Below are 20,862 nucleotides of genomic sequence, written 5' to 3' on the forward strand. Positions count from 1 at the left end.
GGGAGCGGGGGCGGAACGTAGGTTAGACCGGCCCCTCTCCATTCGCCCTTCTCCCCGATGCGCCTCCTCCTCGCCGCCGTGGCTTGCTGCGGCCTCGTCCTCCCTGTCGTCGCTCAGCCCACGGACTCGGTTGCTACGCCTGTTGCGCAACGCCTCGTGGCTGCCGTGCACGAGGCCCCACCGTTCGCCATCAAAAACGACGATGGGACGTGGGATGGCATCGCCGTCGAGCTGTGGCGCGAGATCGGACGGGCCGAGGGGTTCGAGGCCGCGCTCGACGAGGTGCCCGACGGCGGCGTGCTCGACGCCGTCGCGAGCGGGCGCGCCGATGTCGGGCTGACGGCCCCGGCCTCGGCCGAGGCCGAGCGCCGCGTGGACTTCACGCTCCCGTACTACACCGCCACCCTCGGCATCGCCGAACCACGGGCGGACGGCGCGTGGGCCGTCGCCAAGCGGCTGTTCTCGCCGACGTTTCTCAAGTTCGCACTCGGCATCGCCGTCCTCCTCCTCCTCGTCGGCGTCATCGCGTGGCTCGTCGAGCGGAGCGACAACGAGGACGATTTCCGGCAGAGCATCGGCGGCGTGTGGGACGGGTTCTACTGGGCGGGCGTCACGATGTCGACGATCGGCTACGGCGACAAAGCGCCGAAGACGACGGGCGGGCGGGCGCTCGCCCTCGTGTGGATGCTGATCTCGATGGCGGTGACGGCCGCGCTCACCGCCGCGCTCGTCTCCGCGCTCGGGCTGAAGTCGGGCTCGGCGTCAGCCTCGCTCCCGGCCGATGTGCGGGGGCAGACGGTCGGCGTCGTCGAGCGCACCGTCGCCGCGGACTTCCTCGACGCGGAGCGCGTGCGGGTCCGCCCGTTCCCCACGCTCGCCGCTGCGCTCGACGCGCTCGACCGCGACAGCATCGACGTGGTTGTGGACGCGACGCCGGTGTTGGAGAACGCGATCAGCGAACGGGGGATGCAGTCGCTGAAGGTGTCGGCGACGAAGGCGGAGCCGCAGCAGTGGGCCCTCGCCGTGCCCGCGGGCTCGCCGCTGCGCGAGCGCTTCAGCCGCGCCGTGCTCGAACGCATCGACGGCCCCGCGTGGCAGGCGACCCTCGACCGCTACCTGCAGGGCGCGCGATAGCGCCGGCGACGAAAAAAACGGGCGCCCCGAAGCCGGGACGCCCGCGCGGAAGACGGGGGGCGGTGGATCGGACTACACCGCCTTACGTCCCGTGACGAGGTTGTAGATCAGCACGATAAGCGCGATGACGAGCAAGAGGTGGATGAGGCTACCACCGACGCCGCCGAGGAAGCCGAGCAGCCACAGGATGATGAGGATGACGAGGATCGTCCACAACATGCGCAAACCTCCAGAGGAAGAGAAAGGAGAAGGGGATGTCGGTTCGTATGCTGCACGGAGTCCGACATTTTTGAGAGACTAACCTTTAAAGTCGCATATGCCGGTTCGTTCCGCCACGCCCGACGACGCCCCGCTCCTGCGCTCGCTCATCCTCGCGCTCGCGGCGTACGAAAAGCTCCTCCCTGAAGCCGAGGCCGGCTGTCGTGAGGACGCCCTCAGCGCCCACCTCCGGCCCGACGCTAATCCCCGGCTCGACGGCTTCATCGCCGAGACCGACGACGGCGAGCCGGCCGGCTTCGCCCTCTCCTTCCCGGTCTACTCCACGTTCCACACGAACTGGGGCGTCCACCTCGAAGACCTCTTCGTGCGGCCCGAGCACCGGGGCGCGGGGTTCGGCCTCGCCCTCATGCGGGCGGTCGCGGCGGAGGCCGTGCGGCGCGGGTGCGTGCGGATGGAGTGGGCCGTGCTCGACTGGAACGCGCCCGCCATCGCCTTTTACGAACGCCTCGGCGCGCAGGCGATGGACGAGTGGACGACGATGCGCCTCACCGGCGACGCGCTCGCTTCCCTCGCGGCCGACTGACTCCTCAGGTCCGGACGGCCCCACCCTTCCTGTCATTGCGAGCGGAGCGAAGCAATCTCCACAGGGCTAGCAGACCGGAGGAGATGGGCTGCGCCGAGCCCTGCGGGGTTGCCACGTCGCTGCGCTCCTCGCAATGACAGGGCGAGGTTAACGCACGGTGGTCACGCGCTGCGCTGCGCTGAAGCCGTCGCCGATGGCGCGGATGAGGTAGAGCCCGGCCCCAAGCCGCGACGCGTCGAACGCCAGCGCGTGGTGGCCTGCGGCGAGCGGGCCGTCGTGGAGCCGCGCTACCCGGCGACCGAGCACGTCGTAGACCGTGACCTCCACCCGCTGCGACCGACCGAGCGCGAGCGACACGCTGACCGGGCCGCGCGCCGGGTTCGGGTAGGCGCCGAGTGTGACGGCATCTGGGCCTGCAAGCTCTGACTCGGCGGCGACCGGGGCCGGGCGCTCGTAGGCCCCGAGGTCCACCGACGCGCCGACCACGCGCGCCTCGCCAGCCAGGTCGAGCGGCAACGGCTCGGCGGTGTTGCCGTCGCCGTCGAGGTCGAAGGCGTCGGACGGGAGGAAGCTCGTGAGGCCGAAGTCAATCGCCGGACTGTCGTCTCGGAGGCGGAGGTCGCCGTAGTCGTCGTCGGCCGTGCCCCACGCGCCGTCAGGGCCGGGGTCGGGCACACGCACGAAGCGCGGGTCGGCGTCGAGGAGGGCTTCGCACGTCGCCTCCGGTGGGCAGCCGCCTGCGACGAGGACGTGGCGGAGGGTGGAGGTTCCGGCCACTTCAGCGATCTCGTCGCCGTTGCCCCAGAGTACGGAGTTCCGCAGGAGGAGGTCGGACCCGCTGGAGATGCGGACGGCCCCGCCCTCAACGAGGGCCTCGTTCGCGGCGAACGTGACGTTCGTGAGGAGGTAGCCGTCGTTCCCCCCGGCCGAGAGCCCCGCCGCCTTCTCAGCCATGTTGCCGACGAACGTCACGTTCGTCGCCGTGAGGGGGCCGGAACTGTTCACGCCCGCCCCGAGGCTCAGGCCGAAGGCGCCGCCGGGCTCGGCCACGTTCCCGTAGAACCCGGCGTTGAGGAGGTGCGTGCTCCCGATGAGGACGGAGATCCCGCCTCCCCCGCGATCCGCCACGTTCCGAACGAAGGACGTCCCGACGACGGTCAGCGTGGATTGGTTGCTGTTGATCCCGCCGCCGGAGTCGGCCGTGTTCTCCACGAAGGCGGCGTCGACGACGACGGCGTCCACGCCCTCGAACAGCCACAGGCCGCCCCCGAGCGCCCCGTCGTTCCGCTCGAACGCCACCCGCTCGAACCTAGGCGTCCCCCCGCTCCCGAAGAACGCGCCGCCCCCACCGCCCTCGCCGTCGGTCTGCACGACGCGGTTCTCGATGATCCGGCAGTCGCGCACGACGAGGCTGCTGTTCTCGGCGTAGATCCCCCCGCCGCGGTTGCGTGGGCTCGCCCCGTTCCCGTTGCCGCCCGTCACGGTGAACCCGTCGAGCACCGTGCTCTCATCTACGCCGCTCGCCACGACGACGTGATAGGCGTTGTCGCTGAGATCATCGGGCACGCCGAGGTCGCCCGATAGAATCGTCACGTTCACTTCAGGGTCCCGCTCGTCGCGGGCGCCTTCAGTGCCGTCGAACCCGCCGTAGAGCGCGGTGCCGGAGACGAGCACGAACGAGGCGTCGCGGTCGACCACGCCGCCCTCGGCCGGGAGGTAGGTGCCCTCGGCCACCCACACCTCGTCGCCGGCTGCGGCCACGGCGAGCGCTTGCTGGAGGTCGGGGAAGGCGTCGGCCCACGAGGAGCCGTCGGCCGTGCCGGTGGCGTCGGCGTCCACGAAGAGGACGGAACCGATGGGTTGAGCGACGGCGGCGGGACCGCCCGCGACGGCGAGCAGCGCGGCGAGAGCACAGGCGAGGCGACGGAGCAACAAACGGTCAGAGGTCGGGTGGCGTCGCAACATACACCGGTCCTCGCACTCTCGGCAGGGCACGGCGCGGGGCCCTGCGAAGCGGATGGGGCGTGGCGAGGGCGCGTGCTATCTTTGGGGCCGCTTTTCGATCATCGCCCCGATGCGCCTCCTGCTCCCTGCTCTCCTGCTGTGCTGTGCCGCCGTGTGGGGCCCCGCCGCGTTCGGGCAGCGGGCGGCGGTGGTGGGCGTCGTCGCGGACGCCGAGAGCGGCGAGGGGCTCGCGGGCGTCAACGTGGTCGTCGAGAGCGAGGACGGGCGGCAGTTCGGGCGGGCGACGGACCGGGACGGCGGCTTCGCGTTCGCGGGCCTGCTGCCGGGGCGCTACACGCTCGCGGCGACGTTCCTCGGCTACGAACCGTTCGCGGACACGCTCGCGGTGGACTTCGGGGACCGGGTCGAGCTGGCGATCACGCTGAGCCCCGACGAGGCCGAGCTGGCGGCCGTCACTGTCGAAAGCGAGGGCCTCGCGCCGACGGCCTCGCCCGCCGGACTGATCCGCGTCCGCCCGGCCGATATCGCACTCATCCCCTCGCCCGACCTCAGCGCCGACCTCGCGAGCTTCCTCACCGTGCAGCCCGGCATCGTCACCGTCGGCGACCGCGGCGGGCAGCTCTACGTCCGCGGCGGCACGCCGACGGAGAACCTCGTGCTCGTCGACGGGATGCGGCTGTTCCAGCCGTTCCACATCGTCGGGTTCTATTCCGCGTTTCCGGCCGAGATCGTGCAGACGGCCGACGTCTACGCCGGTGGCTTCGGCGCGCGCTACGGCGGGCGGATCTCGTCGGTGATCGACGTGCAGACGCGGAATGGCGACAAGCAGCGCTTCGGCGGGGCGGCGTCGGTGGCCCCGTTCCTGACTTCGATCCGCGTCGAGGGGCCGGTCGTCCGCGACGAGGCGTCGTTCGTGGTGAGCGTGCGCGAGTCCGTCGTCGAGCGCGTGGCGGAGGAGGTCCTGGGAGAGCCGCTCCCGTACCGCTTCGGCGATGCCTTCGCCAAGTTCCACGCCTTCACCGGGCCGGCCTCGTTCGTCACCTTCTCCGGTCTCCGCACGACGGATTCGGGCGACATCAGCGGTTCCGCCGACGAGCGGACCCGCGTCGACTGGACGAACGAGGCCGCCGGCGCCCGCTTCTTCTACCTCCCGACCTCGCTCGCGGCCGCGCTCGACGTGACGGTGAACTACTCGGCCTACCGCTCGTCGTTCGAGCCCGAGCGCGCCCCGGCCCGCGACGCCGACGTGAAGAGCTTCGGCGGGACGTTCGGCCTCGCCTACTTCCTCGACCGCGCCGACGTCCGCCTCGGCTTCGGCGGGCAGACGCTGAACTTCGACTACACCTTCGACCGCGCCGGCCGCCCGGCGGCGGAGAACACGACGGAGGGCCACGCCTTCATCGAGGCCGATTTCGACCTCGGGCGCGGGGTGCGCGTCGAGCCGGGGCTGCGGATGCAGTCGTTCCCCGCGCAGCGGCGGTCCGTCTCGCTGGAGCCGCGCCTCCGCGCCTCGTGGGCGGCGAGCCCGGCGACGACGCTCAGCGCCGCGTTCGGCGTCTACCGGCAGGAGATCATCGGGCTCACGAACGAGCGCGACATCGGCGACGTGTTCCTCGCGTGGGCCTCGATCCCCCAGGGTGCGCCGACGCCGCGCGCGCTCCACGCGATCCTCGGCGTCGAGACGCGGCCCGTGGCGGGGCTGGAGCTGAGCGCCGAGGGCTACGCCAAGCAACTCGCCGACGTGCAGGTGCTCCTTGGCGACCGCGGGCTCGTGCGCTCGCACGGCGAGGTCTACGGGCTCGACCTGCGGGCGACGTGGCGCCGCGCCCCGCTCTACCTCTACGCCGGCTACGGCCTCTCCGCCTCCGAATACCGCAACGCGCGCGAGGACTACCGCCCGCCGCACGACCGCCGCCACCGCTTCAACCTCGTCGGCGAGTGGACGCGCGGGGCGTGGCGGCTGGCGGCGCGCTGGCAGCTCACGTCCGGCCGCCCGTTCACCCGCCTCCTCGGCGTTTACGACGACCTCGGGACGGTCGAGCAGAGCGGCGGCTTCGTCACCGAGCCCGGCGCGCCGACCGTCCTGACCGAAGCGGCGCCGTTCCGCGGCCTCACGCCCGCGTACTACCGGCTCGACCTCTCGCTGGAGCGGGACTTCGCCTTCCGCGCCGCCCTCCTCACGCTGCAGGCCAGCGTCATCAACGCCACCGACCGCGCCAACTTCTTCTACTACGACACCTTCCGCGCCGACCGCGTCGACCAGTTCCCGCTCATCCCCTCGCTCGGCCTCCGCGTCGAAGTCCGATGAGCGCTGACCGCCTGCGCCCCTTCCCCGCGCTCGTCCTCCTCGCTGCCCTCCTCGCCGCCGGGTGCAGCGACGCCTTCGACCCGTTCGTGGAAGCGGAGCCGGCGTTCGCGCTTTACGGCTTCCTCGACGCGCGGCGGGACACGCAGTTCGTCCGCGTACAGCCCGTCACCGACTTGGATACGAACCGCGTCACGGCCCGCGTGACCTCGACGGCGCTGGGGACGGGAGAGCGGATCGCGTGGCGGGACTCGCTCGTGCTGCTCGATGACGGGACGCTCGGGACCGTGTTCTACGCCCCGTTCCGCCCCGAGCCGGGCGTGCGGTACCGGGTCGAAGCCGCGCTGCCGGGTGTGCCCGGCGTGGGGAGCGCCGCCGAGATCACGGTTCCCGCGGAGGCGGATCTCCGCGTCCCCGCGCCGAGTGTGGTCGACGGGATCGTGACGCAGGGGCTGGTGCTGGAGGGCGACCTGCGGCCCCGCGACGTGCGCGTCACGTACACGGTGCAGCGGGTCAGCGGCGGCGAGCCCGTCCCGTTCAGCTTCGAGTACGTCTCCCGCTCGGTCCCGTCGGCGGGGGGCTTCGAGGTCGTCGTGAACCTCCTGCGCGATGCGCGGGCGATCCGCACGGTGCTCGGCGTCGAGCCGGGGGACGGGCAGAGCGTCGCCCTCGTGGACCTCCAATTGAATTACGACCTCGTCGACGAGCGCGGCGGCGTCGTGTCGAGCGGGCTGGGCGCGTTCGGCGCGGCGGCCTGCTTTGAGACCGGGTGGACGCTCGCGCCGGCGGCGGTCGAGGCCATCGGCTTCGTGGACGCGCAGGGCGGGGCGTGAGGGCATCGCGAGGAACGGCGGCCCGCTGTGCGGTAGCTTGCGGCTCCCGATCCCCCGACCCCATGCGCACGCTCGTCATCATCCCCGCCTTCAACGAGGCCCGCTCGATTGGCCGCGTCATCGGCGACATCCCCGACCACGTCGCCGAAGTCGTCGTCGTCAACAACGCGTCGACGGACGAGACGGAGCGGAACGCGGCGGCGGCCGGTGCGACCGTCCTCCGCGAAGACCGGCAGGGCTACGGCTGGGCCTGCCTCCGCGGCATCGATTACGCCCGCACCCGTACCCCCGACGTCGTCGTCTTCCTCGACGGCGACTACAGCGACCACCCCGACGAACTCGACCTCCTCCTCGCCCCGATCCGCCGCGGCGAGGCCGATTTCGTCGTCGGCTCCCGCGTGACGGGGGAGCGGGAGCCGGGCGCGATGCTGCCGCAGGCGCTCGTCGGCAACCGGCTCGCGTGCGCGCTGATGCGCTGGCTGTGGGGCGCGCGCTTCACCGACCTCGGCCCGTTCCGCGCCATTCGATTCGCCGACCTCCTCGCGCTCGGGATGCAGGACACGACGTATGGCTGGACCGTCGAGATGCAGATCAAAGCGGTGCGGGCGGGGCTGCGCTGCGCCGAGGTGCCGGTGTCGTACCGCCGCCGCATCGGCGTCTCGAAGATCACGGGCACGCTCGCCGGCACGGCGAAAGCGTCGGCCAAGATTCTGTGGACGATCGGGCGCTACGCCGTCGCCCCGGCGCCCGGGCGTCGCGTGCCGGGCGCCGGGCGCTGAAAAGGGCTGTCGGGGGTGGCGCGACGGCGACGGAGGCGTTATCCTATGGAAGCGCTTCCGAAACTTTGGGTCGCCCCGATGCTTCTGTATCTTGGCGGGCCCGGCCCCGTCCCATCGCTCATCTTACCTGACCCCGCGTACATGAAGTATAAGATCTGGTTCAACGGCGAACTCGTCGCCTACGAAGACGCGACCATCCACGTCCTTTCCCACGTCGTCCACTACGGCTCCTCCGTGTTCGAGGGGATCCGCTGTTACAACACCGAGAACGGCCCCGCCATCTTCCGCCTTCGTGAGCACATGAAGCGGCTCGTGGACTCGGCGAAGATCCACCGGATGGAGATCCCGTATTCGCTGGACGAGCTCTGCGACGCCTGCGTCGCGACCGTGGCCGAGAGCGAGCTGAAGGCGTGCTACCTCCGGCCGATCGTCTTCCGCGGGCACGGGCCGATGGGCGTGAACCCGCTGAACAACCCGGTCGAAACGGTGATCGCGGTGTGGGAGTGGGGGAAGTACCTCGGCCCCGAAGCCCTCGAGCAGGGCGTCGACGTGCAGGTGTCGTCGTGGAGCCGGAACGCGCCGAACACGACGCCGTCGTTAGCGAAGGCGGGCGCGAACTACCTCAACGCCTCGCTCATCAAGATGGAGGCGATCAAGAACGGGTATTCCGAAGGCATCGCCCTCTCCGTGGACGGCCTGCTCTCGGAGGGCAGCGGCGAGAACCTGTTCATCGTCAAGAGCGGCAAGCTCTACACGCCGCCGACCGGCCTCTCCGTGCTGCCGGGCATCACGCGGGACACCATCATCACGCTCGCGAAGGAGCGCGGCTATTCGGTCGAGGAGAAGCTGATCCCGCGCGAGGCGCTCTACATCGCCGACGAGCTGTTCTTCACCGGCACCGCCGCTGAGGTCACGCCCGTCCGCTCGGTCGATCAGATCACCGTCGGCGCGGGCCGGCGTGGGCCGATCACGGCGGAGCTGCAGGCCGCGTACCTCGACGTCGTCGAGGGCCGCTCCGAGCACACCGAGTGGCTGCAGGTCGTCGAGCCGAAGGCGAAGGCCGAAGAGATCACGGCCTGAGCGCCGCCGGCAAGCGCCGAAGGCAGCAAGCGTTTCGAGGGCGGACCGGGGCATCCCGGTCCGCCCTCCGTCGTGTCTGGCGGCGCAGCGGATCCGGCAAACGCTGTTGTTTTTTAAGGATTGAGTGGAGTAGGTTGATACTTTCCAGCGTCGCGTCGACCCTCCCCTATCCGGTACTCCCATGCTGAAGCGTGCGCTCGCCCTGCTCGTCTGCCTCCCCGTTCTCGCACTTCCGGCGCTGGCCCAGCCCGACATCGGCGCGGCCCCGCTCTACGGGACGGCCAACCTCAGCGCGGGCTTCTCCCCGGACCCGTTCGTGACGCAGGTGGTGGCCGGCGGCAACAGCCAGAACCCAATCAGCGGGACGGGCTGCGTCGGTTACCTCAACATGGTGCAGCCCGACATCGACCTCAACTACACGGCGGGGAGCTACCCGCTCACGATCTCGGCTGACTCGGCGACCGATACGGCCCTCCTCATCAACCAGCCCGACGGGACGTGGGTCTGCGACGACGACAGCGGCGACGGCTCGAACCCGAGCGTCCGGTTCACGAGCCCGCAGAGCGGCAACTACAACATCTGGGTGACGACGTACAACGCGAACGCGCAGGCCCCCGCGACCGTCCGCATCACCGAGCAGAACACGGCCGCCGTTACCCCGACCGCGACTACGTCGAGCCAGCCGAACATCGGAGCCACGCCGCTCTACGGCACGGTGAACCTCGCGGCCGGCTTCAACCCCGACCCGCAGATCACGAACGTACAGGCGGGCGGCAGCGATGCGAACCCGATCTCCGGGGCGGGGTGCGCGGGCTACATCAACGCCTCGCAGCCGGACATCGACGTGAACTACTCGGCGGGCTCGTACCCACTCTACATCTACGTGCGGGCCTCGTCCGACACGACCCTCCTCGTGAACCTCCCCGACGGCTCGTGGGTGTGCAGCGATGACGCGAGCGGGCGCGATCCGGTGATCCACCTCGCGCAGCCGCAGTCGGGCAACTACAACGTGTGGGTCGGGACGTACAGCGCGGGGACGACGCAGCAGGCCGGGATCTACCTTTCCGAAGTGGCGCCGAAGTAGCGCCACAGCGAGCGCTACACCGCCTCCGAGCTGCGGAGCTTCTCCAGCAGGTCCGAGAGCGTGCGGTGCTCCTCCTCGGTGAGGGTGGCGGTGAGGTGGCGCGTCACCTCGCCGACCGGCCGGTCAGCTTTCTTCAGTCGCTGCAACCCCTCATCGGTGATGCAGACCTCGACGATGCGGCGGTCGTGCGCGGCGCGGCGACGGTCGATGAGGCCGGCGCGTTGGAGGCGGTTGAGCAGGCGCGTCACATCGGGCGTCCGGTCCAGCAGGCGCTCGCCGATGTAGCTGCACGTGGCGCGGTCGGGGTGCCGCCCGCGCAGGATGCGGAGGACGTTGTACTGCGCCGGCGTGAGGTCGACGTCGGAGAGGGCCGCGGCGAGCTCGCCCATGAGCCACGGGTACGTCACCATCACGTTGAGCATCGCCTCTTGTGCGGGCGATTCGAAGTGGTCCTGCTTGATGAGGTCGGACAGCGTGCTCACGGCGTCGGCGTCGGATGGGGGAGGGGGCCCTGTGGAGCGCGGAAGATACATGATTGTTCCGACGACTAGTGGTTAGAAGCTGTTTGGGATTAGCGGATGCGGTTGAGCATCAGCCGCGTCATGGCGAGTTGGATCATCGCTTCGCTCGTCGCGCAGAGCCGCTCGTGATCCTTCGAGAGCCGGCGATACCCCTCCAGCCAAGCGAACGTCCGCTCTACGACCCACCGCTTCTCGAGCACGGAGAACCCCCGGCGCCCCGGCTCCCGCTCGACGACGTGCCACAGCCACCCGAACACGCGCCAGACCAACCCCGGCGGCGTGCCCCGGTAGCCCGCATCGGCGAAGACGACCTCCAGGCGCGGCACTCGCCCTTGTATCCGGTCGAGCACGCGCGGGGCGTACTGGCTGTCGTTCCCGCCGGCCTCGTGGACGAGCACCGCCAAGAGCAACCCGAGCGTGTCGGTGACGATGTGGCGCTTGCGCCCCTTGACGAGCTTGCCGCCGTCGAAGCCGCGCTCGCCCCCTTGCAGCGTCGTCTTCACCGACTGGCTGTCGATGATCACGGCCGAAGGGCTCGCCTCACGCCCTGCACGCCGGCGAGTGAGGCGTCGCATCCGCTCGTGGATGGCGGCGATCACCCCGGCGTCTCGCCAACGGCGGAAGTGGTAGTAGACGCTCTGCCAGGGCGGGAACGGCTCGGGGAGCATGCGCCACTGGCACCCGGTCTTCGTGAGGTAGAACACGGCGTCGAGGACGAGGCGGAGGTCGTGCTTGCGTCGGCGTTGGGTATCGAGCAGCGGAGCGATAGCTTCCCACTGAGCGTCCGTCAGGTCGGAGCTAAAGCGCCGCCGTGGAGGGCGGGGCATGGCTTCGGGCGTCGTGTGAGGGGGAACTCACAGGACGCCTGGCGGGCGCTCAGGGTCAAAGTCAAAACAGCTTCTTAGCGTCGCACATCGACCGACGTCACGGCGTGTCTTCGGCCGAGCCCTCGGTCGCGGCCTCGGTCACCCCGACAGCCCGCGTCTTCCCGACGGGCAGCTCGAACGAGAACGACGAGCCGTAGCCCGGCCGGCTCTCAATGCGGAGCCGGTGCCCGTGCGCTTCGAGGATGTGCTTCACGATCGCGAGGCCGAGCCCGGTGCCGCCCTGCGCCCGGCTCCGGCTCCGGTCCACGCGGTAGAAGCGCTCCGTCAGCCGAGGGATCTCCTCCGCCGGAATCCCGATCCCGTCGTCCACGACCGCGACGCGGACGGCGCCGTCCCCCGTCATGCGTGCGGTGATCTCGACGCGCCCACCGTCGCGGTTGTACTTGATGGCGTTGTCGATGAGGTTGACGAGCACCTGCCGGAGTTGGTCGCGGTCGCCCGCGACGGGGGGGAGGTCCGGCGGGAGACGTGGCACGACGGCGACGCCCTGCGCCTCGGCGATCGGCTCCAGCGCCTCGGCGACGTCTTCGATGAGGAGGCGCAGGCTGAAGGGCACGAACGTCATCCGCAGCTCGCCGCTCTCGATCCGCGAGATCGCGAGGAGGTCGCGGGAGAGGGTGTCGAGCCGGGTCGCGTTGCGCCCGATCTTCTCCACGAACCGGCGGTTGACGGCGGGGTCGTCGAGCGCGCCGCCGAGGAGCTGTTCGGCGAAGCCGGAGATGACGAAGATGGGCGTCTTCAGCTCGTGCGAGACGTTGCCGAGGAAGTCGCGGCGGTAGTTCTCCAGTTGCTCCAGCCGCTCGATCTCTTTCTGGAGGACGCGGGCGGCGCGGTAGACCTGCCACAGCAGCTCGTCGAGCTCGTCGCGGGCCTCGGCGGCGCGGATCTGGCCGAGGGCATCGAAGCGCCGTTTCCGCGCCTGCCGCAGCGTCGCCCGCGCCAGCTCCAGCCGCCGCGCCACAAGCGTGTGCACCGCGCCGTACGCCGCGAGCCCGGCCGCGAGCCCAACGATCGGTGCCGCGATCCACCCCGAGGGCTCCACCACGAAGAGGGCGAGGAGGGCCGCGACCGTCGTCGCCGTGGCGGTGAGCACCGCCGTTCGGAAAGCGAGCCGATTGAGCCGGCGCGCCGGGAGCGGGGCAGGGAGGGCGTCGGGCATAGCGGAGGGCGAGCGCAGGATGAGGCCAAGCTACGACGCCCGCTCCCTACGCCATCGACTCGTTGAGCTTGTAGCCGACGCCTTTCACGGTCTCGATGTAGTCGCTCCCAATCTTCTCCCGGATCTTGCGGACGTGCACGTCGACGGTCCGGTCCACGACGTAGACGTCCGGCCCCCAGACCTGGTTGAGCAGGTCCTCGCGCGTGAACACCTTGCCGGGGTGCGAGGCGAGGAAGTAGAGCAGCTCGAACTCCTTGCGCGGCAGGCGGAACGTCTCCTCGGCGTCGGTTCCCGGCTCGCGCGTGACGAGGTAACGGTCGCGGTCGACGACGAGGTCGTGGACGCGGAGCTGGCTCGTGGTGGCGGCCTCGGTGCGCTCGGTGCGGCGGAGGAGCGCGCGGACGTGGGAGACGAGGAGGTTCGGCGAGGTCGGCTTCGTGAGGTAGTCGTCGGCGCCGGCGTCGAGGCCGAGGATCTCGTCGCGCTCGTCGCTCCGGGCGGTGAGCATGAGGATGGGCGTGAGGCGGAGGTTCGCGTCCTCGCGCAGGCGCTGGCACGTCTCGAGCCCGTCCATCTTCGGCATCATGATGTCGAGCACGACGACGTCCGGCCGCTCGGCGCGGGCGATGCGGAGGCCTTCGGCGCCGTCCTGCGCGGTGAGCACGTCGAAGCCCTCACGCCGGAGCGCATACGAGAGCAGCTCCAGCAGGTCCTCTTCGTCGTCGACGAGGAGGATCGTACCGGAGGTGAGGTCGAACGAGGGGTCGGCCACAGCGGTGGGAGTTGGACGGCACAGAACCGCAAAGTACTCGCCGGTCCGTTCGCCCACTTTACCGCAGCGTTAAGAGAAGAGGGCGGGGAGGGGAGAAGGAGGGAAAGGAGAGAGGGGAGGGGACGAGCGCGACCGACGGCGGCTAGCTTCCGTCCACACGTCCACACGTCCACACGTCCACACGTCCACACGTCCACACGTCCACACGTCCACACGTCCACACGTCCACACGTCCACACGTCCACACGTCCACACGTCCACACGTCCACACGTCCACACGTCCACACGTCAGCGCAGCGCGAGGCGGATCAGCTCCTCGGCCGTGACGGCGCCGTCGTGGTCGCGGAGCGCGGTGCGGATGCGCTTCTCCGCGTCGGCCCGGCTGAAGCCGAGCGATTCGAGCGCGGACCGCGCGTCGGCCCGCACCGACGCCGTCTCGCCGGAGCCGCCGACGGCCGTCGCCCCCTCGAACCCGTCGAGGGTGGCGAGCCGGTCCCGCAGCTCGACGACGAGCCGCTCGGCCGTCTTCTTGCCCACGCCGGGGATGCGCGTGAGCACGCTCGCGTCGCCTTCGAGGATGTGGTCGCGGAGCGTCTCCGGCGGCATCGCCGAGAGCGCCGCGAGGGCGAGCTTCGGCCCCACGCCCGAGACGCCGACGAGGGTGCGAAAGAGCGTGCGCTCCGCCTCCGTCGCGAAGCCGAAGAGCGTGACGGCGTCCTCGCGGACGTAGTGGTGCGTGAGCAGCTTGACGTTCTTGCCCGTCGCGGGAAGCTTCTCGTACGACGAGGCGGGGATGAGCAGTTCGTACCCGAGCCCCTGCACGTCGATGACGGCGTCGGTGGGGGACTTGTGGGCGAGGGTGCCGGAAACGTACGTGATCACAGGAATCGCGGTGGAGACGCGACGCGTCGCGCCGGTCTGTACGGGAGGGAGAGTCGGGAAAAGGTACCATCGGCGGGTGACAGCGGGCAGTCATCGCAGAGCCGGTCTCGGGCTCCGAACCGTGGCTGAGGCTACGCATTCCACTCGTCCGCCCCGCTCCTCTCTCCCTTCCGCTATGCCTGCCCGCCTCGGCCACCTCCGCCTCGACGTCGACGACCTCGACCACGCCACCGCCTTTTACACCGACGTCCTCGGCCTCGCCGTGAGGGAACGCGCCACCGACGACGCGAGCCACTACGCCTTCCTCACCGACGACCTGGAGGACGGGATGCACCACCGCCTCGTCCTCCGTCAGTCCCGCGATACGTCGAAGCGTGACCTCGGCGAGACGACGCGGCTCGACCACTTCGCGTGGGAGGTCGACAGTGCCGAGGAGTGGATCGAGATCGTGGAGAACCTCGAAGCGCGCGGGCTGGAGCTGGAGTTTGGCGAGGCCGGGATCGCGTGGCAGGTCTACTTCCACGACCCCGAAGGCGTCAAGCTCGAAGTCTACCTCGACCGCCGCGACGCGCCGGGCGGACGCGCCCTCTGGCACGGCAAGCAGGAAACGCTCGACCCCGAGACGGTCCGCGAGGCAACAGGCTGACCCCCCGCCGCGCTTGCGGTCGCTCTGACTCTGCGAGTCTGTGCTCCCAGCAACACGCGGCTGTCCCCCTTGAAGGGGGACAGCTTTTCGGTCCCTGAGCGTAGGGACGCAGTCCCGTAGCGATGGATCGGAAAGCGGGGGGTCCCGACGGGGGTCAGCCCGTCGCCTCCGTCACCACGTCATCGCGCGTGCGCTTCATCACGATCGGGATGCGGCGGCCGTGGCCGAACGCCTTCGGCGAGACGCGGATGCCGGGCGCGGCCTGTCGGCGCTTGTATTCGTTCCGGTCCACCATCTTCAGAATCCGGGCGACGAGCTGCGGCGACTCACCGGTGCGGTGGACGATCTCGCGGAGGTCGAGCAGCTCCTCGATGTAGAGCTTAAGGATCACGTCGAGCACGTCATAAGGCGGGAGCGAGTCGGAGTCCTGCTGCCCCGGCCGGAGCTCGGCACTCGGCGGCTTCGTGATCGTGTTCTCGGGGATGAGCGGGCGGCCGGCGCGGGCGTTGATGAAGCGGGCGAGGGCGTAGACCTGCTGTTTGAACACGTCGGAGAGCACGGCGAGGCCGCCGCTCATGTCGCCGTAGAGCGTGGCGTAGCCGACGGCCATCTCGCTCTTGTTGCCCGTCGTGAGGAGGAGGTAGTTGAACTTGTTCGAGACCGCCATCAGCGTCACGCCGCGGCTCCGGGCTTGAATGTTCTCCTCGGCCACGCCTTCGTCCATCCCTTCGAAGAGCGGCGCGAGCATCGTCTCGAAGGCGCTCACGGCGGGGACGATCGGTATTTCGTGGAAGTCGATCCCGAGGTTGTCGGCGAGCAGGCGGGAGTCGTCCACCGAGCCCGACGACGAGTACTTCGACGGCATCGTGATCCCGACGACGCGCTCCGCGCCGAGCGCTTCGACGGCGAGCGCGCACGTCACCGCCGAGTCGATCCCGCCGCTGAGGCCGACGAGCGACTTGGCGAACGCGCCGGTCTTCTCGAAGTAGTCGCGGATGCCGAGGACGAGCGCGTCGTGGAGGTCGGCCGTCGTCTCGTGCTTCATCGGGCACGGACCGGAATCCGCCTCCGTATCCCAGATCAGTAGCGCCTCTTCGAAGCTCGGCGCGCAGAGGATGCGCGTGCCGTCGGCGGCGTGGACGCGGCTGTCGCCGTCGAACACGATCTCGGTGTTCGCGCCGACCTGATTGACGAGGACGAACGGGAGGCCATGCTCGCGGCAGCTCTCGGCGATCACCGCGTTGCGCATGGTGTGCTTGCCGAGGGCGAACGGGCTGGCCGAGATGTTGACGTAGAGCTCGGCCCCGGCCTCGGCGAGCGCGTCGATGGGGTTGGCGTCGTAGAGGTGGACCTCGGCCTGCTCCTCGTTATTCCACATGTCCTCGCAGACGTGCAGCCCGAGCCGGACGCCGCGGAAGTCGAGCGGGCGGCACACGTCGCCGGGCTCGAAGTAACGGTACTCGTCGAACACGTCGTACGTCGGGAGGAGGACTTTGTGCACCTCGCCGACCTTCCGGCCGCGGTGGAAGAGCAGCGCCGCGTTGAAGAGCCGCTTGCCGACGCGGTCCGGGTTCCGCACGGGGGCTCCGATGATGACGCCGATCTCGGCCGGCACCTCGGCGGCGATGCGTTCCACCGTCGTCTCCACGTCGTCGATGAAGGCCGAGCTTTCCAGCAAGTCGAGCGGCGGGTAGCCCACGACGCATAGCTCGGGGAAGACGGCGAGGTCGGCGCCCTGCGCGGCGGCGCGGCGGGCGAAGTCCACGATCTTCGCGTGATTCCCGGCGAGGTCGCCGACGGTGGGGTTGATCTGGCAGAGGGCGATCTTCATGGGCGCGGTCGGTTTCGCGGAGGGCTACGCCGGACACGCCGCACGCGCCGGGCCGTTCCACCTGCGCATATCACTCACGTCTCAACCATCGGAGAAAATAGCGGACGGTGTACGTTGTGAAAGCGCAAGCCTTTCACATCAGCAAGTCAACTTGGGAAATACTATGCCTGGAGACTCCAATTATTTAGCTCACTTCACGAAGGGGGGTGACGCGTGTGCCAACTTAGTATCCATACTTCAAGAACAGGTAATTCGAGCCGGGAGACTTCCCTGGACTAATCGTCCCGCCGTCTGCTTCACCGAGTGTCCCTGGTCCAGCTTGTTAAATCATGCGCGGAATTATTCCCCCTACGGTGTCGGCTTTGGGAAGCATCACGTCTTTGCCGCAGGCGGTGGACCAGCTTACTACGTTAGAGCCGATCATTTTAACGCGCAGCGGTGGGCAGAGGAAGTGTACCCCTTCATCACCCCCTTCTGGCCGGGCTACCGCCCTGATAATCTTCGGACAGACGATCACCTCGGAGGAAGAACAGTTGACTACGCGCATGAGCGAGAGTGGCGCGTCCCACACAACTTCACTTTTGACAGGAACCGGACAGCGTTTGTTATTCTTGACACGTACGAGGACATGGCTCGCTTCCCCACGGACCTGAAAGACGACATCGGGAGAGACAACTTTATACTAATGGACGTGTACAGGAAAATCGAAGAACTATGGCCTACACACGTATTGTAGAGAGGGAATCAGGAACAAGTCATGCGTCCAACAGGATATCTGAGCGGATCCGGCCGAATGTATAATTTGCCTCTACTGCCCGGTGATTCGGTCCCGGACCTACCGCTCTGAGGAAGCCACGATTGAAACGAGGATGATAGGAATGAAGCCGCTTCCCGAAGAGGGCTGGCCGTCCAGACCGGAACGCTCCGCCTCGCTCGGACGTGGGACGCAGAAACGCTAGGGCCATGACGACTACGGAAACTCAGTTCGTGACGGATGACCGAGGTGAGCGTATCGGCGTTCTCATCGGCCTCGACCGGTATCGCCAGCTTCTCGACGCGGCCGAAGAAATCGAGGCGATCCGCGCCTACGACGAAGCAAAAGCGAGCGGCGATGAGGCCATCCCGTTCGACGAGGCCGTGCGGGAAATCGAGCGCGACCGGGAAGCCGGGTGAACTACCGCGTCGAGATCCTCCGGCGTGCGGCGAAGGCCCTCGCGAAGCTGCCGGGGCGGGACTACGAGCGGGTCCGTGACGCCATCCGCGCGCTGGAGTCAGAGCCTCGCCCGCCGGGATGCAAGAAGTTGGTCGGACGGGATGGTTGGCGCCTCCGCGTCGGTCGCTACCGCGTGATCTACGAAGTCGCCGATGTGATCCGCGTGGTCACGGTGCTCGATGTCGGCCACCGCAAAGACATCTACGAGTAGCCGCCCTCGACGGATGAAGGACTCCGGGCTGGATCGACGCGCTCGGGCTGGAGCCGCTGTCCGAAGAGGGCGGCTGATACCAAAAGGTCTGAGGCCTACCGCGCCGCTACGTGCCTCGTGCCGTTCCTCGAGCGCGAAGCTCTCATTCGGCTGTTGTTGTGATTCGTCGGGCCCCACGGTTCGGAGGGCAACGGTACCTTGCGGGCGAGCCGCTGCGCTCTCCTTTCGTCTCCAATCCGACCGCCGAGGTCTTGCTCATGCATCCGTCCCGACTCTGTACCCTCCTGCTCCTCCTCATCTCCGGCGCGGCCCTGGCCCAAGATGACATGATGGTCGAGAAAGCGATCGCTGAGCCTGTCACGCGCAGCCTCGAAGGCATCCACAAGATGACGTCGGGTACCATCGTGCAGACGGCCGAGATGCTGGACGACGCGATGTACGCCTACCGGCCCACCGAGGACGTGCGCACGGCCGGGCAGATGCTCGCGCATATCGCGAATGCTCAGTACTTCTTCTGCTCGACGGCGGCCGGCGAGCCCAGCCCGAACGAGGTGAACATCGAGGAGACGGCCACGACGAAGGATGAGATCGTCTCGTCGCTCAAAGAGGCCTTCGCCTACTGCGACGGCGTCTACGCCGCCATGACCGACGCGCAGGGCGCCGAAGCGCGCAGCATGTTCGGCAACGATCTGACCACGTCGGGTGTGCTGGCCTTCAATACGACCCACAACTACGAGCACTACGGCAACCTCGTGACCTACATGCGGATGAACGGGATCGTGCCGCCGTCGTCGCAGCAGTAGCGTCGCCGAGGCGGCGCGCGGCGTAGCTTTAAGCACCGCCCCACTTTCGACCCCACTCCCGATGCGCCGACTGACCGCCCCGCTCGCTCTCTTCTTCCTGCTGATCGGCGTGCCCGATGCCGCGCACGGCCAAGCCGCGCCGCGCTTCGAGGACGGGCAGGCGCAGGTGGTGCCGGAGTTCGAGGATGCCGAGGCGTGGATCCGCGAGGAGCTGTGGGTGGAGACCGAGTTCGACTCCGACGGCGACGGGATGCCCGACCGCGTGCACGTCGCCGTGGTGCGGCCCGCGCAGACGGAGACGGAGGGACTCAAGGTGCCCGTGATCTACGCGACCAGCCCCTACTTCGCGGGCACGGCGGGGGACGAGCCCGGCCTCTTCTGGAACGTGGAGCACGAGATCGGGGCCACGCCGCCGCCGCGCAACGCCGGCCCCGAGGTGACGCTCCGCCTCCAGCCCGGCATCTCCAAGAGCGAGGTGGACCGGTGGGTGCCGCGCGGGTTCGCCGTCGTGCACTCGTCGTCGCCGGGCACGGGGCTCTCGGAGGGTTGCCCGACGGTCGGCGGGCCGAACGAGTCGCTCGCGCCGAAGGCCGTCATCGACTGGCTCAACGGGCGGGCGCAGGGCTACACGGCCGTGCGCGGCGGTGACGAGGTGACGGCTGACTGGAGCACGGGCAAGGTGGGGATGACGGGCACGTCATACAACGGCACCCTCCCCCTCGCCGCCGCGACGACGGGCGTCGAGGGCCTGGAGGCGATCATCCCGATCGCGCCGAACACGTCGTACTACCACTACTACCGCGAGAACGGCCTCGTCCGGCACCCCGGCGGCTACCTCGGCGAAGACATCGACGTGCTCTACGACTTCATCCACAGCCGCGATTCCGACCGCCGCGCCTACTGCGACGCCACCGTCCGCGACGGCGAGATGGCCGGCGGACAGGACCGCCTCAGCGGCGATTACAACGCCTTCTGGGCGGGCCGCGACTACCTCAACGAGGTGGACGGCGTCCGCGCCGCGACGCTCATGGCGCACGCGTTCAACGACTGGAACGTGATGCCCTTCCACAGCTTCCGCATTTCGGAGGCGCTCAAGGCGCGCGGCGTGCCCGTGCAGGTCTACTACCACCACGGCGGCCACGGCGGCCCGCCGCCGCTGGAGCGCATGAACCGCTGGTTCACCCGCTACCTCTACGGCGTCGAAAACGGCGTCGAGGACGACCCGAAGGCCTGGATCGTCCGCGAAGGCGACGAGCTCGATGCGCCCACGCCGTATGCCGATTACCCCAACCCCGAGGCCGCGCCGGTGATGCTCCACCCCATCGCTGGGGAGGCGAAGGACGGGCGGCACGGCGTCGGCACGCTCGCGCTCACGGCGGCCCCGCAGCAGGGCACCGCAACCGTGGTCGACAACGTCTCGTTCGGCGGGCAGGCGCTCGCGGGGGCGGAGTGGACCGAGCACCGGCTGCTCTTCGTGACGCCGCCCCTCGCCGCGCCGCTGCACCTCTCCGGCGAAGCGCGCATCCGGCTCCGTGTGGCGTCCGACAAGCCCGCCGTCAACCTCTCCGTGTGGGTGGTGTCGCTGCCGTGGACGGAGGGCCGCGGCGCGCAGGGCGGCATCGTCACGCGCGGCTGGGCCGATCCGCAGAATTACGTCACCTCTGCCGAGGGGACGCTCACCGAGAGCGCGCCGCTGGAGCCGGGCACGTTCTACGACCTCGCCTTCGACCTCCAGCCCGACGATCAGATCCTCCCGGCGGGCCAGCGCCTCGGCCTGATGGTCTTCGCCAGCGACCGCGACTTCACCCTCTGGCCCGCGCCCGGCACCGCGCTCCTCGTGGACCTCGACGCGGCCGCGCTGGAACTGCCCGTAGTGGGTGGCGCGGACGCGCTACAAGCGGCGCTGGGCGGCGAATAGGCCGGGCAACGCAAACGACGTTCACGTCTGGGGCTCG

At 69.3% G+C, this 20,862-nt stretch carries 21 protein-coding genes; 13 read left to right on the plus strand and 8 right to left on the minus strand.

The window, feature by feature from the left end:
- Positions 1 to 57: 57 nt before the first annotated feature.
- Positions 58 to 1,134, plus strand: coding sequence for a transporter substrate-binding domain-containing protein (locus ABJF88_10225; GenBank protein MEP0547296.1), 1,077 nt, complete (start codon positions 58 to 60; stop codon positions 1,132 to 1,134).
- 72 nt (positions 1,135 to 1,206) lie between these two features.
- Here ABJF88_10225 and ABJF88_10230 read toward each other — a convergent pair whose 3' ends face one another.
- The gene (locus tag ABJF88_10230; protein MEP0547297.1) at positions 1,207 to 1,353 is read right to left on the minus strand and encodes a lmo0937 family membrane protein; all 147 of its coding nucleotides are present in this window, start codon (positions 1,351 to 1,353) and stop codon (positions 1,207 to 1,209) included.
- 97 nt (positions 1,354 to 1,450) lie between these two features.
- Here ABJF88_10230 and ABJF88_10235 point away from each other — a divergent pair, with 97 nt between their 5' ends.
- Positions 1,451 to 1,936 (plus strand): GNAT family N-acetyltransferase, encoded by a 486-nt coding sequence (locus ABJF88_10235; protein MEP0547298.1) that lies wholly within the window; start codon positions 1,451 to 1,453, stop codon positions 1,934 to 1,936.
- A 147-nt stretch (positions 1,937 to 2,083) separates the two neighbouring features.
- Here ABJF88_10235 and ABJF88_10240 read toward each other — a convergent pair whose 3' ends face one another.
- Positions 2,084 to 3,871 carry a right-handed parallel beta-helix repeat-containing protein gene (locus ABJF88_10240; GenBank protein ID MEP0547299.1) on the minus strand — a complete coding sequence of 596 codons (1,788 nt, stop codon included), beginning with the start codon at positions 3,869 to 3,871 and terminating at the stop codon, positions 2,084 to 2,086.
- 139 nt (positions 3,872 to 4,010) lie between these two features.
- Here ABJF88_10240 and ABJF88_10245 point away from each other — a divergent pair, with 139 nt between their 5' ends.
- The 5 genes from ABJF88_10245 to ABJF88_10265 all read left to right on the plus strand — a co-directional run bounded on the left by ABJF88_10245 (position 4,011) and on the right by ABJF88_10265 (position 9,982).
- Positions 4,011 to 6,209 (plus strand): carboxypeptidase regulatory-like domain-containing protein, encoded by a 2,199-nt coding sequence (locus tag ABJF88_10245; protein MEP0547300.1) that lies wholly within the window; start codon positions 4,011 to 4,013, stop codon positions 6,207 to 6,209.
- The gene (locus tag ABJF88_10250; GenBank protein ID MEP0547301.1) at positions 6,206 to 7,039 is read left to right on the plus strand and encodes a hypothetical protein; all 834 of its coding nucleotides are present in this window, start codon (positions 6,206 to 6,208) and stop codon (positions 7,037 to 7,039) included. The genes ABJF88_10245 and ABJF88_10250 overlap by 4 nt, the downstream gene beginning before the upstream one ends.
- A gap of 62 nt (positions 7,040 to 7,101) precedes the next feature.
- A complete protein-coding gene (locus ABJF88_10255) occupies positions 7,102 to 7,818 on the plus strand; it encodes a glycosyltransferase family 2 protein (GenBank protein MEP0547302.1) in 717 nt (238 codons plus the stop codon).
- A 141-nt stretch (positions 7,819 to 7,959) separates the two neighbouring features.
- A complete protein-coding gene (locus ABJF88_10260; protein MEP0547303.1) occupies positions 7,960 to 8,898 on the plus strand; it encodes a branched-chain amino acid transaminase in 939 nt (312 codons plus the stop codon).
- 181 nt (positions 8,899 to 9,079) lie between these two features.
- The gene (locus tag ABJF88_10265; protein ID MEP0547304.1) at positions 9,080 to 9,982 is read left to right on the plus strand and encodes a hypothetical protein; all 903 of its coding nucleotides are present in this window, start codon (positions 9,080 to 9,082) and stop codon (positions 9,980 to 9,982) included.
- A gap of 14 nt (positions 9,983 to 9,996) precedes the next feature.
- On the opposite strand, the gene ABJF88_10270 is transcribed toward ABJF88_10265, so the two are convergent.
- The 5 genes from ABJF88_10270 to ruvA all read right to left on the minus strand — a co-directional run bounded on the left by ABJF88_10270 (position 9,997) and on the right by ruvA (position 14,203).
- Positions 9,997 to 10,464 (minus strand): MarR family transcriptional regulator, encoded by a 468-nt coding sequence (locus ABJF88_10270; protein MEP0547305.1) that lies wholly within the window; start codon positions 10,462 to 10,464, stop codon positions 9,997 to 9,999.
- A gap of 89 nt (positions 10,465 to 10,553) precedes the next feature.
- A complete protein-coding gene (locus ABJF88_10275) occupies positions 10,554 to 11,330 on the minus strand; it encodes an IS5 family transposase (GenBank protein MEP0547306.1) in 777 nt (258 codons plus the stop codon).
- Positions 11,331 to 11,427: 97 nt separating this feature from the next.
- The gene (locus ABJF88_10280; GenBank protein MEP0547307.1) at positions 11,428 to 12,549 is read right to left on the minus strand and encodes an ATP-binding protein; all 1,122 of its coding nucleotides are present in this window, start codon (positions 12,547 to 12,549) and stop codon (positions 11,428 to 11,430) included.
- Between the two features lie 46 nt (positions 12,550 to 12,595).
- Positions 12,596 to 13,321, minus strand: coding sequence for a response regulator transcription factor (locus tag ABJF88_10285; GenBank protein MEP0547308.1), 726 nt, complete (start codon positions 13,319 to 13,321; stop codon positions 12,596 to 12,598).
- A 288-nt stretch (positions 13,322 to 13,609) separates the two neighbouring features.
- The gene (gene ruvA / locus ABJF88_10290) at positions 13,610 to 14,203 is read right to left on the minus strand and encodes a Holliday junction branch migration protein RuvA (GenBank protein ID MEP0547309.1); all 594 of its coding nucleotides are present in this window, start codon (positions 14,201 to 14,203) and stop codon (positions 13,610 to 13,612) included.
- Between the two features lie 175 nt (positions 14,204 to 14,378).
- Here ruvA and ABJF88_10295 point away from each other — a divergent pair, with 175 nt between their 5' ends.
- Positions 14,379 to 14,849 (plus strand): VOC family protein, encoded by a 471-nt coding sequence (locus tag ABJF88_10295; GenBank protein ID MEP0547310.1) that lies wholly within the window; start codon positions 14,379 to 14,381, stop codon positions 14,847 to 14,849.
- Between the two features lie 154 nt (positions 14,850 to 15,003).
- Here ABJF88_10295 and ABJF88_10300 read toward each other — a convergent pair whose 3' ends face one another.
- Positions 15,004 to 16,680, minus strand: coding sequence for an NAD+ synthase (locus ABJF88_10300; GenBank protein MEP0547311.1), 1,677 nt, complete (start codon positions 16,678 to 16,680; stop codon positions 15,004 to 15,006).
- 163 nt (positions 16,681 to 16,843) lie between these two features.
- Here ABJF88_10300 and ABJF88_10305 point away from each other — a divergent pair, with 163 nt between their 5' ends.
- The 5 genes from ABJF88_10305 to ABJF88_10325 all read left to right on the plus strand — a co-directional run bounded on the left by ABJF88_10305 (position 16,844) and on the right by ABJF88_10325 (position 20,825).
- Positions 16,844 to 17,416 (plus strand): abortive infection system antitoxin AbiGi family protein, encoded by a 573-nt coding sequence (locus ABJF88_10305; protein ID MEP0547312.1) that lies wholly within the window; start codon positions 16,844 to 16,846, stop codon positions 17,414 to 17,416.
- Positions 17,417 to 17,643: 227 nt separating this feature from the next.
- Positions 17,644 to 17,853: a hypothetical protein gene (locus tag ABJF88_10310; protein ID MEP0547313.1), complete on the plus strand. Its 210-nt coding sequence runs from the start codon at positions 17,644 to 17,646 to the stop codon at positions 17,851 to 17,853.
- Positions 17,850 to 18,104 carry a type II toxin-antitoxin system RelE/ParE family toxin gene (locus tag ABJF88_10315; protein ID MEP0547314.1) on the plus strand — a complete coding sequence of 85 codons (255 nt, stop codon included), beginning with the start codon at positions 17,850 to 17,852 and terminating at the stop codon, positions 18,102 to 18,104. Before ABJF88_10310 ends, ABJF88_10315 begins: the two co-directional genes overlap by 4 nt.
- A gap of 257 nt (positions 18,105 to 18,361) precedes the next feature.
- Positions 18,362 to 18,907, plus strand: a complete 546-nt coding sequence (locus tag ABJF88_10320) for a DinB family protein (protein MEP0547315.1) — start codon at positions 18,362 to 18,364, stop codon at positions 18,905 to 18,907.
- Positions 18,908 to 18,968: 61 nt separating this feature from the next.
- A complete protein-coding gene (locus ABJF88_10325) occupies positions 18,969 to 20,825 on the plus strand; it encodes a Xaa-Pro dipeptidyl-peptidase (GenBank protein ID MEP0547316.1) in 1,857 nt (618 codons plus the stop codon).
- Positions 20,826 to 20,862 lie beyond the last annotated feature (37 nt).

This window comes from Rhodothermales bacterium, assembly GCA_039944855.1.
Lineage (GTDB): Bacteria > Bacteroidota > Rhodothermia > Rhodothermales > JANQRZ01 > JBBSMX01.